At 68.4% G+C, this 12,157-nt stretch carries 14 protein-coding genes; 1 reads left to right on the forward strand and 13 read right to left on the reverse strand.

Annotated features, from left to right (window positions below):
• Positions 1 to 14 precede the first annotated feature (14 nt).
• From QN163_10720 to QN163_10775, 12 genes are all read right to left on the reverse strand, one after another.
• Positions 15 to 377 (reverse strand): hypothetical protein, encoded by a 363-nt coding sequence (locus QN163_10720; GenBank protein ID MDR5684474.1) that lies wholly within the window; start codon positions 375 to 377, stop codon positions 15 to 17.
• A 323-nt stretch (positions 378 to 700) separates the two neighbouring features.
• Entirely contained in the window at positions 701 to 1,804 is a 1,104-nt protein-coding gene (locus QN163_10725; protein ID MDR5684475.1) for a TIGR04053 family radical SAM/SPASM domain-containing protein, read from the reverse strand.
• A gap of 33 nt (positions 1,805 to 1,837) precedes the next feature.
• Positions 1,838 to 2,221, reverse strand: a complete 384-nt coding sequence (locus tag QN163_10730) for a FixH family protein (GenBank protein MDR5684476.1) — start codon at positions 2,219 to 2,221, stop codon at positions 1,838 to 1,840.
• Positions 2,218 to 3,045, reverse strand: a complete 828-nt coding sequence (locus tag QN163_10735; GenBank protein MDR5684477.1) for an ABC transporter permease — start codon at positions 3,043 to 3,045, stop codon at positions 2,218 to 2,220. The genes QN163_10730 and QN163_10735 overlap by 4 nt, the downstream gene beginning before the upstream one ends.
• Complete coding sequence (locus QN163_10740) at positions 3,042 to 3,890, reverse strand: ABC transporter ATP-binding protein (GenBank protein ID MDR5684478.1); 849 nt, start codon at positions 3,888 to 3,890, stop codon at positions 3,042 to 3,044. The genes QN163_10735 and QN163_10740 overlap by 4 nt, the downstream gene beginning before the upstream one ends.
• Positions 3,887 to 5,254, reverse strand: a complete 1,368-nt coding sequence (gene nosD / locus QN163_10745) for a nitrous oxide reductase family maturation protein NosD (GenBank protein ID MDR5684479.1) — start codon at positions 5,252 to 5,254, stop codon at positions 3,887 to 3,889. Before nosD ends, QN163_10740 begins: the two co-directional genes overlap by 4 nt.
• Entirely contained in the window at positions 5,251 to 5,979 is a 729-nt protein-coding gene (locus QN163_10750) for a cytochrome C (protein MDR5684480.1), read from the reverse strand. Before QN163_10750 ends, nosD begins: the two co-directional genes overlap by 4 nt.
• Complete coding sequence (gene nosZ / locus QN163_10755) at positions 5,976 to 7,949, reverse strand: Sec-dependent nitrous-oxide reductase (protein ID MDR5684481.1); 1,974 nt, start codon at positions 7,947 to 7,949, stop codon at positions 5,976 to 5,978. Before nosZ ends, QN163_10750 begins: the two co-directional genes overlap by 4 nt.
• Positions 7,946 to 8,413 (reverse strand): Rrf2 family transcriptional regulator, encoded by a 468-nt coding sequence (locus QN163_10760; protein ID MDR5684482.1) that lies wholly within the window; start codon positions 8,411 to 8,413, stop codon positions 7,946 to 7,948. Before QN163_10760 ends, nosZ begins: the two co-directional genes overlap by 4 nt.
• Positions 8,414 to 8,573: 160 nt before the next feature.
• Positions 8,574 to 9,014: a hypothetical protein gene (locus QN163_10765; protein ID MDR5684483.1), complete on the reverse strand. Its 441-nt coding sequence runs from the start codon at positions 9,012 to 9,014 to the stop codon at positions 8,574 to 8,576.
• Positions 9,011 to 9,376, reverse strand: a complete 366-nt coding sequence (locus QN163_10770; protein MDR5684484.1) for a cupredoxin domain-containing protein — start codon at positions 9,374 to 9,376, stop codon at positions 9,011 to 9,013. Before QN163_10770 ends, QN163_10765 begins: the two co-directional genes overlap by 4 nt.
• Positions 9,377 to 9,412: 36 nt before the next feature.
• Positions 9,413 to 10,393 carry a copper oxidase gene (locus QN163_10775; protein ID MDR5684485.1) on the reverse strand — a complete coding sequence of 327 codons (981 nt, stop codon included), beginning with the start codon at positions 10,391 to 10,393 and terminating at the stop codon, positions 9,413 to 9,415.
• 187 nt (positions 10,394 to 10,580) lie between these two features.
• On the opposite strand from QN163_10775, the gene QN163_10780 reads away from it, so the two are divergent.
• Positions 10,581 to 11,261, forward strand: coding sequence for a CBS domain-containing protein (locus QN163_10780; protein ID MDR5684486.1), 681 nt, complete (start codon positions 10,581 to 10,583; stop codon positions 11,259 to 11,261).
• A gap of 3 nt (positions 11,262 to 11,264) precedes the next feature.
• On the opposite strand, the gene QN163_10785 is transcribed toward QN163_10780, so the two are convergent.
• Positions 11,265 to 12,157, reverse strand: an 893-nt coding sequence (locus tag QN163_10785; protein ID MDR5684487.1) for an HAD-IC family P-type ATPase, incomplete at its 5' end; no start/stop codon positions are given.

The following is a 12,157-nucleotide window of genomic DNA, read 5'->3' on the forward strand; positions in this document are numbered from 1 at the left end:
AAGCAATTCCGGCCTCAGATGCAGCCCGACGCCCATCGGGCGGTCAACCGGGGGACCCAATGCAGATACACTAACATTCCCATCAACTCCACCAGGGGCTGGAGCACGACGACGGTCACCGCCCCCCACCCCGCCGGCAGGGCCAGGACCACGGGCAGCACCACGAAGGAGTTGCGCGTCCCGGTACTGAACAACAAAGTCCGGGTCGCCGCGTGCGAAAGCCTGAACAGGCGCGATGTGGCCACGCCCAGCCCCGCCGCGAGGATCAGGTACAGGACGAAGGCCGCGACCACCAGCTCTATCCCCCGCAGGTGGTCCGCCACCTGGCCCGTCTGGGAGGGTGCGATCAGAAACAGCACGACCGTCAGACACGGCACGGGCAACCACGCCAGACTGCGGATCGCTCTCCTCCCCGGTGCATGCCATTCCGCCCACGTCTGCGTCGCGACGGCCGCCAGAAGGGGGACGACGACGCGAAGACCCGCACGAAGGGCTCCGCCCTCACGGCCTCACCGAGCGTCACGCCTAAAAACAGCCACAGGTACAGTGGGAGGAACAAGAACTGCGTTACGAGCAGCGCTCCCGTGTCATCGCCTCGCGTGCTCGAGTGGCACGGCGCTCGCAAGCACGCCCTCGCGGGCGGGGCCCCTCCCAATGTTAGGGGAGTGGGGCGCGCATCGGTTCGTCTCGGTGTGGGGCGTTACCGCCCGGATCCGGAAGGAAGGTACGGGCACAGGGGGTCGCTGGCCATGGGGTCACCCGTGTGGGCGTAGGCGCGGGCCCGCGAGCCGCCGCAGACATTTCGGAAGGGGCATCGCCCGCATTTCCCCCGCAGCCGGTCGGTGTCCCGCAGCCGCAGCATCATATCGGAAGAACGGTACAGCTCCACGAGGCTGCGCTCCCGGACGTTGCCGATCCGCAAGGGCAGGAAGCCGGACGGGTAGACTTCCCCCACGTGCGAGACGAACACGATGCCGTTCCCGTCCCTCACCCCGAATCCGCGGCCCACGGAGGTCTGGGCCACTTCCGAGAGGCTCATGCCCTCCCGCAGCATCTGGAGCAACGCCACACGGCGGTAGTGCGGGGCCTCCGTGGTCTTGATGGCGAAGGGAGACTGCCGGCTTAGGCCGAACAGCCAGTGACACAGGCGCTCTGCGGCTTCCGGATGGACCTCCTCCAGCAGCCGCCCCCGTCCTACCCGGATCAAGAAGAACAGGCTCCAGCGGACTGCGTCTAGGCTACGCACCAACCCGTACAGGGCCGGTAGGTCGTCTGCTGTGCAGGCGGTGATGAGGGTGTTGATCTGCAGGTTGATGCCCTCCTCCCGCACGCAGCGCGCCAGGCGCAGGGTGAGGTCGAAGCAGCCCGGGATCCCCCGCAGCGCGTCGTGGCGGTCCGGACCGGAGCCGTCCAGGCTCAGGGAGATGGCTTGCACACCCGAGCGCGCAAGAGCCTGGATGGCCTGGCGGCTGACCAGAGGCGTGGCGCTAGGCGCCAGCGACACGCCGAACCCCAAGGCACGAGCCTCTTCCACCAGCGCCGCAAGGTCCGGCCGCTTGAGGGGGTCTCCTCCGGTCAGGACCCAGTGGGGCAGGGGACGGCCGAAGGCTGTGGCGTCTCGCAGCATCCGGCGTCCCTCTTCCATGGACAGCTCCAGGGGGTGACGGTCTGGGACGGCCTCGGCCCGGCAGTGCTGGCAGGCCAGGGCGCACGCGCGGGTGAGCTCCCAGTAGATCAAAAGCGGCGCCCGGTCGAATACGTACCGGCCATTGGGGACTGCGACGCCGAAAGGCGATCGGCTCATGGAGACCCGTTCCATTCGTGCCGTGGCGGGGCCTCAGTGCGCCCCGACCTCGATGCGGAACTCTGTGCGGTGCACCCGCCCGTCGGAGGTCCACTCCGCATGAAGTGTCCACCGGCCGTCCATCGAGAACGTGTGCACCGCCTCGAAGATCCCGTCCCCGACCGGGACGAATGCGACGGTTTCTCCCCCGTGCTCCATCTCCGGCATCGTCGCCATGGCGCTCAAAGCCCCGATCGCGAGAGGGCGGCCGGAGGCATCGATCAGCTTCAGCCGGAGCGTCACCGGGCGGAGCGCCGCCGGCCGGGTCGTCCACGTCAGTTCGGCCCGCCAACCCTCACCTGTTGCGACCGCCTCCGGTGGCGACGAACAGGCGACGGCGAAAAGGATCACCGCCGCTGCGAGCGCTGCATGCCTCATCCGTCCACCGGTGCTCGGGCGAAACGCGTGCGACCGACCCAGAAGGCGCCGAGCGCCCAGGCGACCAGGACCGCGACCAGCCCCCCGCTCAGGCCCACTGTCCCCAGGCGCTCGGCGACGTAGATTCCCACCGGACCGATCGTCTCGGTGCTGCCGACCGCGACGATCGCACCGATCCGAAACGCGCTCACCGGATTCACGGACACGAGTGCCATGAGTGCCGGCGCAGGCAGCCGCAGCATGGCCGCCGTGCCCAACACCCCCAGATCGCTGACGACCACGAGCACCAGCCACCACAGCACCGCCACACCCAAAGCGTGACTGCGGTTGGGGGCGACTGCGGAGATCGCGAACCCGATCGCCAGCATCGCCACCGCCAGTAGGACCGCCAGCGCCACCATCCAGACGAACGAGCCCAAGTGCTCGGTGCCTGCGCGCACAGCCAGCAGCGCTCCGGCCGCACCGTACCCGACGAGGATCGCGGCGGCGATTGCGGTGGCCACGCCCGCGAACTGACCGGTGAACACCGCCCGCCGGTCCACCGGTTGCGCCAGCAGCAGCGCAAGTGCCCCGCTCTCCCGATCGGCCGCGATCCACCCCGCCCCCACGGTCAGCCCGATGAGCGGCACGAACAGCATCGTAAGCTGCACCAGCGCGGCCGCCGCGCGGTCGAACGACGACACGCCGACGATGCCGGCGCCCGCCAGCGCCACGGCGGAGGCTGCCACAGCCAGCACCGCGAACGCAGCGGCGGTCGCCGCAAACCACCGATCCCGCAGCACCGCGCGGACGTTCCAGCGACAAAGCACGCCGGCCGCAGTCACGGTTCACTCTCCCGCAGCAGGTCCTCGGGCGCGGGCTCGTGGATCCGGAACGGGCGCCCGGACAGCGCGCGAACGGTTTCCCAGATCTGCGCGTCGGGCACCCGCAAATGCAGCGCCCCGTTGCGCCGCGACAGCAACCGCACGCCGCAGGGCAGCGCCGGCGGCGGGGGAGGGGGCGCGATGATTTCGACCCAGTGCCGCGACCAGAGCTCTGCGGTCAGCGCGTCGGCGACGACGCGGCCGTCATCCAGCAGGATCATGCGGTCCACATGCGCCTCCAGCCCGCGGAGGTGGTGGCTGGCGACCAGGAGGGTCCGGCTGGCCTCGGCAGCCGAGGCGATCCGGTCGAGTAGCAACTCCTCGCCGTCGCGGTCCAGGTAACTGGTGGGCTCGTCGAGAAGCAGCACCGGCGGCGAACCGATGCTCGCGACCGCGAGCGCGAGCCGGCGCACCATGCCGCCGGACAGCGTGCGGATCATCTTGTCGGCATGGGGTCCCAACCCCACTTCCTCCAGCACCGGGAGTGGGTCCGGCAAAACGCCCCTCAGCTGCTGGAACAGCGCCACGACCTCGGCTGCGGTCAGCCTTGGGGGGAACGCCGGCACCTGGGGCACATACCCCATCCGGCTGCGGGCGCGCACGCCGTCGCGGCGCGCATCCAATCCGTCGATGTGAATCGCCCCGGTGTAGGGCACGAGATCGAGCAGGCAACGGAACAACGTGGTCTTGCCCGCGCCGTTGGCTCCGACGACCGCGACCCTTTGCCCTGCTGGGACGGTCAGGCTGACGTCGTGCAGCGCGTAGCGCTCTTGGTAGCGCACGGAGACCCCTTGCAGCTCGATCACGCCAATCTCTCCTTCCACGGCTGGCGGCCGACCGCAGCCCGCAACGCGGCGGCGCCCAGCACCACCAGCACCAGCGACGCCAGCGCGAACGCCCCCGAGCCCTGTCCACCCCGGAACGCCACCGGGACCTCAGGACGCATGAGCGGGTGGGGGTCGGTGACAAGCACCTGCGGGGCGAACACCGGAACGGTCCGCGCCGCGAAGTCCACCGCCGCGACCGCCGCGCTTCCCCACAGCAACCGCGCGCCGGGCACGACTTCGTCCAGTCCTTCGAACCAACGGCGCGCTACGTAGGGGAAGTCGCCCACGCTGTCGCCGTCGGCGTCCAGTCCCGCGTAGTCGCTCCAGTAGTTCCCGCGGCCGTCGCGCTGCCAGACGTTGTGGGTCTGGGCGCCGCCGTCTACGCGGATTTGCTCGCGGTTCGCCTCGAAGACGTTGCCCCAGATCGTATTGCCCGACACGTTGCTCAGCAGCAGTATCCCCACGTCGTTGCCGGCGACGACGTTGCCGGCAATCTCGCCCCGTCCGCCCTCGCGCAGCGGCGTCCCGTCCACGTAGATCCCCGCGGTGTTGCCGGCGAACAGGTTTCCCACCACGCGCACGTCGTCGGACTCCTTCAGCGCGAGCCCCACCCCGCCGGCGCCGCGGTGCCGCAGGAACCGATTCCCTTCAATGCGGACGCCCGTACTGTACATGACGTAGGCGCCGACCGCGTTGTCCTCGAAAATGCTGTAAAGGAGGGGTGTGTCGTTCCCGTACATGTAATGCACACCGTAGCGAGCGTCGCGCACGTCGAGGGCGTGCAGCACCGATCCGGTGGAGAACCACAGAAGCACGTCCCGCATCCTCCGGATCGTGACCTCGGTGAGCGTGACGCGGTTGCTGTACCACAGGCGCACCGCGTCCCCGCGCCGGCTGAGCGGGAGGTCCTTGCCGATCATCGTCACGCGCCGCACGATCGTGCCGTGGGATTCCTTGAGGTTGACCCCGAACAGTACGTCCTCCATGCGGATGTCCTGCAAGATGGCTCTTGGTGCGGTGACGTAGACGCCTGCATCCTCGGTGTTCAGCTCCGTCCCACTGCCCCGCAGCGTCACGCCGGTCAGCACCACCCCGGGCGAAGTGATCGACACGACGGTCCCCGTTCCTCCTCCGTCGATAACCGCACCCGGTCTCCCGGTGATGCGCAGCGGCTTGCGCACAACGATCGGGCCGCGTTCTGAGCCGCGCACCACGATCTCGCTGCCGGGGGCCGCCGCATCGATGCGGGCCTGCAGCGGCGTTGCCTGCGATGCCGGCGCCCCCGACGAGACGGCGAAGAACACCGCGGACAGCAAGACGGCCACGCACACCGGTCCGGTCATCTCCCGCCGCCTCCGATGCGAGGGACCGCCGTGACGGCGCGGGGCGAACTGCGTCGGTCGCGGACGAGGTCGTAGATCGCCAGACCCGCGGCCGCGAGTGCGAGAAAGAAGCCGGGGCCGAACATGGCCACCGTCGCGAACTGCGCGATCTCGCCCCGTCCCAGGATCACTGGCATGAATGGCTCCAGGCGGATCGGCGCCGCCGGATCCAGAGAGTGCCCGAAGCGCCACAGCCAGTATGCGATGTCGGCGACGACCGCCGCGGGGAAGGCGATCGCCGGAAGACGCAGGAGGACTCGGAACCGCCGGACCCACGCCGACAGCGCCAGGCCCAGCGCGAACAGCAGCACGGTGGGGACGGCCACGCTGCGTTCGAGCGGCGCCGCCTCGTCGAGCGCCTTCATCCCGATGTAGTGGTTGAGGTTGCTGATCTCGTCCGTGTCGCCCTTCACGTGCGTCAGGTACACGCTCGCGCGCAGCCCGCCCGGATACTGCGGCGCGTACAGCGTGATCGTCCAGTAGGGAAACAGCAGCGACGCGACGAGCAGGACAGCCGCGAAGACGGGCACCGGCGGGTGCACCATCGGCCGGGCCACTGGGACGTTCACCCGTACAAGCTTACGGGCCGCCGCGGCCGCTTCGGGGCCGCCTTTGGAGGCGGGATGGCCGGGGGCGTCCCCGCCGGCCACCCACTCCCGCTTCCGCGCCCGGGTGCCCAGGGTCACGGAGCGACCTCCAGATACCCCATCATCTCCAGGTGCAGCGCCGAGCAGAACTCGGTGCAGTAGAAGGGGAACACACCGGGCGTCGTCGCCCGGAACCTGACCGTCTCGTGCTTGCCCGGTTCGAGGCTGAGGTTGATGTTGTAACCGGCCAGCGCGAAGCCGTGGATCGCATCCTTGGTCTTCTCGATGTTGGTGATGTGGAACACCACGGTGTCCCCCCGCCGTACGCGGATTCGGTCGGGCGTGAAGTGGCTGCGCATCGCGGTCATGTACACGTGCACCGTGTTGCCCTCGCGGACGATCCGCTGCTTGCCGGGCTGCACCGCCCGCGGGTCGGGCTGCATCGTCAGCGGGTTGGTCCCCACCGGGTAGGTCTCCCACGACTTGACCTTGCTGATCGGGATGATCTGCGCCAGGTGTGGTTCGCCGACCCCGATGGGCATGTTGTACAGCAGCTTCATCTCGTCGCCGCTGATGTCGATGAGCTGAAAGTTCTGCGGGAACAGCGGGCCCACGTTGCTGTACTGGTCGACCGACCACTTGTTCATGGCCACCAGGTACTTCCCGCCCGGCTTGACCGTGTCGCCCTCGACCGCGGTGAGGTGCCCGATGTTGTACTGTACCGGCAGCTTCTGGACAAGCTTCCAGGCGTCGTCACCCGTTTTGTACGGTGGGCCGAGCGTCCACTTTGCGACGGCGCTGTCCAGAAACAGGCTCGTGTAGGCGTTGCCCTTGTCGTCGAACATCGTGTGCAGCGGGCCCAACCCGATCTTCACCTGAGCAGCCACGACCGCGTCGAACTTCAGGATCGGCACGCCGTACGGGTCGCGACCGCTGAAGGCCTGATCCCGGATCGCCTGCTGGATCTTCTCGAAGCTGTAGACGGTCACGTTGGGGTCGAGCTTCCCGCCGACCACGATGTAGTCGCCGCGCGGGGCGACGTCGTTGCCGTGCGGACTCTTCGGCTGCGGGGCGAAGTACAGGACTCCGTTGTCCACCGCCTCCTTGAGCGTCAGGACGCGCATACCGTTCACGACGGTGCCCTTGCCCTGCGCGACCAACTCCGCAGCCTTGCGGTAGTCGATGATGTGCAGGTAGTCCATGTCGTTGGCGGACGCCCCGATCTCCACCGGTGGCTTGCCCTCGAGCGTGCCGCCGATCGCACGCTCCGTGTTGAACGAGTTGATGAACACCCAGCCGTCGCTGACGAGCTTGCCGAAGTCCGCCAGGTCCTGCCAGTAGGGAGGCAGCTCAATCTGGAACGACCGAGCGGGGTCGATGCGCCCCTTGTCGCGGTCGAAGCGCCAGAAGGTCGCCAGCCCGCGGAAGTACTGATTGTAGTTCTCCTGCGTTACGGGCATAGGACGCGGCGGGAACGGGATCGCGTACTGCGTGCTCTCGAGGACGTAGTCGGTGTTCGGGCTGACCACCGCCCCGTGGTTGCTCCACGCGTTCGGATTCTTGACGATCTGCTTGGTCGCGAAGTCACGGAGGTCGATCACCGCCATGCGCGCGTTGCCCTTGTCGTTAATGAACAGGAACTGCCCGTCGTACTCCCCGTTGGTCTCGCTCAACGCCGGGTGGTGAGTGTCGCCCCACGAGATCGGGGTTCGGTCGGCCCCGTGGTGACCCAGGACCTCCTGGGTCTCTTGGCTGAAGCCGTACCCCTGCCACGGTTCCGGCGCGAACACGCCGATCACGCGCAGCAGTCGCATGGACGGGATGCCGATGACGAGCACCTGCCCGCCCTGGCCGCCGGACGTGAACATCAGATAGTCGTCGTACTTTCCCGGCGGCACGTAGGTCTGGATCGCAGCCCTCACCTGCTCCGGTGTCAGCTCTCGGGCCTGGATCAGGCCCTGGAGGTCCTGGGGCAGCGCGGCACCACCCCCTCCCGTCTGGCAGCCCGCCAGTGCCAAGGCGACCGCCAGCACGGCGATGGCGCTCAATGACATCCGATTGGCTCTCATCGTCCTCCTCCTTCCTTTTGCTGATGGTCCACACTCTGGCACTCGAATCGGCGCTCGAAAGCCGCCGGCGACGAAAGGGCGGCCAGCGTCGTATCCGCCATGCGCGCGGCGATCCATGGCCGCAATGATGCCCACAAGGAGTGCAACGGGCAGGGCGCCCGGTCGGAACAGCCGTTGCCCCAGAACGCGCAGCGCGCGAACAGGTCCGGCCCCTCGATGCCTTCGAGGATTTCCCGGACCGTGATCCGCTGCGGTTCGCGCGCCAGCCTGTAGCCGCGCCGGCGCCCGCGGTGGGACGCGAGCAGTCCGCAGGCGACGAGCTTGCGCAACGTCTTCGCCAGGAATGCGGGCGGAAGCCCGTTGGCGCGCGCGATCTGCACGAGCGGGACGATCGCTCCCTGCGGTTGGGAAGCCAGATACCTCAGGCTCACCAGCGCGTACTCGCTTTCCTTGACGAGGTGCATGCTCTCTTCCGCTCCCCATACGCGCGAGCCCGGCGGCCGCCGCCTTCAGCGATCGCCAGGCTCGCCTTCGGTGGACCCAGCGGACCCGTTGAGTCCACCGACAGCCTACGGTGCCATGTGGGGAGTCGCCATCGGGCGCAGACCCGATTTTCTGGGCCAGTCACCGCCGGACGACGAGTTGACCGACCATCTCGGCGTGGCGCGGACTGCAGACCAGGTTGCAGGCGAACGGGAAGTGCCCTTCCTTGTCGGCGACGAACTCGACTCTCTGCTCCTTGCCGGGCAACAGTGGCAGTACCTTCACGCCGAATGAAGCCAGCTCGAACCCGTGTGGGGTGTCGACGGCTCGAAGGACCAGGCGCACCCGGGTGCCCCTGCGGACCACGATCGTCTTCTCGCTCCACCCGCCCCTTTCCGGCGCGCGTGCTTGCAGCCTCACCGTCGCGGTTGCGGTTGGGGAAAATGGCGCGGCCGCGACAACCGTCGGCGCCTCCGTCCGTGCAATTGGCCCGACCGACCGAACGGCGACTGCCGCGCCGACCACCGCCAGCGCGGCCAGGGCGAGCGCCAACCGGCCGACCAGGCGGTCGACGTCCGTCACGGCTTGACCACCAGAGTACCGACCATCCCCGCCTCGCGGTGCCCGGGGACGTCGCACTCCATGCGGTAGCGCCCGGGCTGTGCCCGGATCTCCAACTCAAGGTCCCTGCTCTGCCCGGGCGGAATCGGCGGGGTGCCGAGCCCGAGGTCAGGCAGCACGAAGTCGTGCTCTACCGTGCCGGTGTTCTTCAGCTTGAAGACGACCTTGCCGCGGCTCACCTCGATCGTCGCGGGCTCGAACCGGAACTCGCTTAAGCCGACCTCGATCTCCTGGGCCGGGGCCGCCTGCTGCCGAGGCTGGCCAGAGGGGCCGCAGGCCACGAGCAACGAGGCGACCAATACCGTCATCAACAGGACTCGCATGGGTGTGTCGCACCTCCCCGAGTTGTGAAATTCGGTTCACCGCACGATCAGAGCCGTCACCATGCCATGCATGCCGTGGTCGGATTCGGCGTGGCTGAGGATGTGGCAGTGGAAGGCCCACACGCCGGGTTCCGTGGCATCGATCACCACGTCGATCCGTTCGCCCGGCGCAATGTTCAGGGTGTCCACCATGTACGGTTGCGGCAAGGGGTATCCGTCCTTGGCCATGACGCGCATCGGCATGCCGTGCAGGTGCATCGGGTGGATGATCAGTCCCTCGTTCATGAACCGCACGCGCAGCCGCTCCCCCCGTCGGACCACGATCGGCTCGGTCGCCGGGAAGCCCTTGCCGTTGATCGTGTAACCGAGCGGCCCGTCGTTGAGGATCATCACCACGTCGTGGTTCACTCGGGGCTCCCCCCGCTTGTCCCGCGGCTCAACGATGAACGCGCCCAGCAATCCCATCGGCACCTGACGGTCGGCCGCGTGGTGGGAATGGTACATGTGCGAACCGGGATTGCGCGCGGTTAGCTCGTAGACGAACGTCTCACCGGGTTTGACCGGCGGCTGCGTGATGTAGGGGACGCCATCCATGCTGTTCGGTACGACCAGACCGTGCCAGTGGATCGCCGTACTTTCGGGCAACTCGTTCTTGAAGATCACCCGCACGCGGTCGCCCTCGGTCACGCGGATCGTGGGGCCCGGGACGGTGCCGTTGTAAGCGAAGGCGCGTCGCTTTTCGCCCGGCGTGACCTCCCACTCGATCTCCGAGGCCGTGATCCGGAAGACCTTGACGCCGTCGACGACCTCCGGCTCGATGGGCTGCGCTCCCCTCCCTTCGGTCTTTGCGGGGAACGCCTTCACGACGGCCTCGTGCATCTGGTCGATCATCTGCGCACGCTCCGCCGCGGTGGGCGTGTGCGTGGCCTCGGGGGTGGGAGCCACCGCGCCCCGTGGCGCACACGCACCGAGGGTAAGAGCGGCCGCGATCAGGACCTGCCCGGCGAGTTTCGACATCCGCCTGTCCTCCTACTTTGGCCTTCGCCGACGATGCTACTGGCCTGGCAGGCCGCCGGACATCGGGTCCATCACGGATTTCCGGGTCGGTCGAGCACCCGATGCCATTTCGACGCCCGACCGGATGGGCACCGGCCCGTGGCCGCACTACACTCCGGCCACGGGCATTCGCGGTCGAGGTGCGGGGATGGTGGTCCGCGACGTGATGACAGCCAATCCGGTGGCGATCGAGCCGGACACGACCTTAGAGGAAGCGACGCGCCTGATGCGTGAGAGGAAGTTTCGACACCTGCCCGTCCTGCGGGGTGGGAAGCTGGTCGGGATCGTGACGTGGACCGACCTGATGCGGGCGGCGCCGTCCCCGGCGACATCGCTGTCAGTCTGGGAAATTCCTGCGCTGCTCGCCAAGGCCCACGTAGCCGATGTCATGACGCGGGAAGTGATCACGGTCGGCCCCAACACGCTGGTGGAGGACGCCGCCTACCTGTTGCGCAAGCACAAGATCGGCGCGTTGCCCGTCACCGACCAGGGCAGTTTGGTGGGCATCGTCACCGAGAGCGATCTGTTCGACGCTCTGATCTACCTGCGCGGGGGAGACATCGCGGGTGTACACTTATCGGTGAACCTGCACAATGGGGTGGAGGACCTCGTCTCGCTCGCACGGGCCCTACAGCCTCTGTTCGATGGCTCGGAGCGCATCGCGCTGTCCGTGCGGCTGAACGGGTCGGTGCGGCGGGCGGACCTACGGATAGCGACCGACTCGCCCCTGTTGCTGGCCGAGCACCTCGCGGCCGCTGGACTCGAAGTCTCCCACCTGCGCTTCGAGCCGGCGGTCCGTGATGACAAAACCCGGGTGGGACAGAACTGACCGTCAGTCCGGACGAAGTCGCAGCAGCCGCAGCCCGTTGAAGACGACGATGACCGTGCTGCCCTCGTGGCCGACCACGCCGGCAGCCAGTCGCAGCCCTGCGCCGAACGTCGCCACCAGCAGTCCGACGATCACCGCACCTGCAAAGACCAGGCTCTCCTGGATCGTCCGCCTCGTCCGACGGCTCAGCGACACGACGTAGGGCAGACGTCCGAGGGCATCACCCATCAGCACGACGTCGGCCGTCTCCATCGCCGCGTCCGTGCCGGCCGCCCCCATCGCGACCCCAACGTGCGCGCTCGCCAGCGCCGGGGCGTCGTTCACCCCGTCGCCGACCATCACCACCACGCCGTCCCGGGTCAACGCCCTCACGGCCTCCGCCTTCTCCTCGGGGAGCATTCCGGCGCGGACGTCATCGATGCCCAGTTGTTCGGCGACCGCTTCAGCCACCTCGCGGTGGTCGCCGGTCAGGAGCACCAACCTCCGTATGCCCGCCCGCCGCAACGCCCGCACCACGGCCGCGGCCTCCGGTCGCACCGTGTCGGCGACGGCCAGGATCCCCAACACGCGGTCCTCAGCAACCAGGATCGGAGTCTTGCCCTCGTGCCGCAGGCGCCGCAACACTGCGCGGACGTCCTCCAGCACCTCGACCCCCTCGTCGAGCAAGAAACGTTCGCTGCCCGCGCGGATGCGTCGACCCTCCACGTATCCCCGCACGCCGCGCCCGGTCACCGCCTCGAACTCGGTGACCGGCGGCGGCTCGAGGCCACGCGCGAAGCATGCCTGGACCACGGCGTCGGCCAGCGCATGCTCCGAGCGTCGCTCCACCGCTGCGGCGAGCCGCAACACCGACTCCCCGTCACCCGTAAGCGCGATCACGTCGGTCAGCACCGGTT

Source organism: Armatimonadota bacterium (assembly GCA_031432545.1).
Lineage (GTDB): Bacteria > Sysuimicrobiota > Sysuimicrobiia > Sysuimicrobiales > Sysuimicrobiaceae > Caldifonticola > Caldifonticola tengchongensis.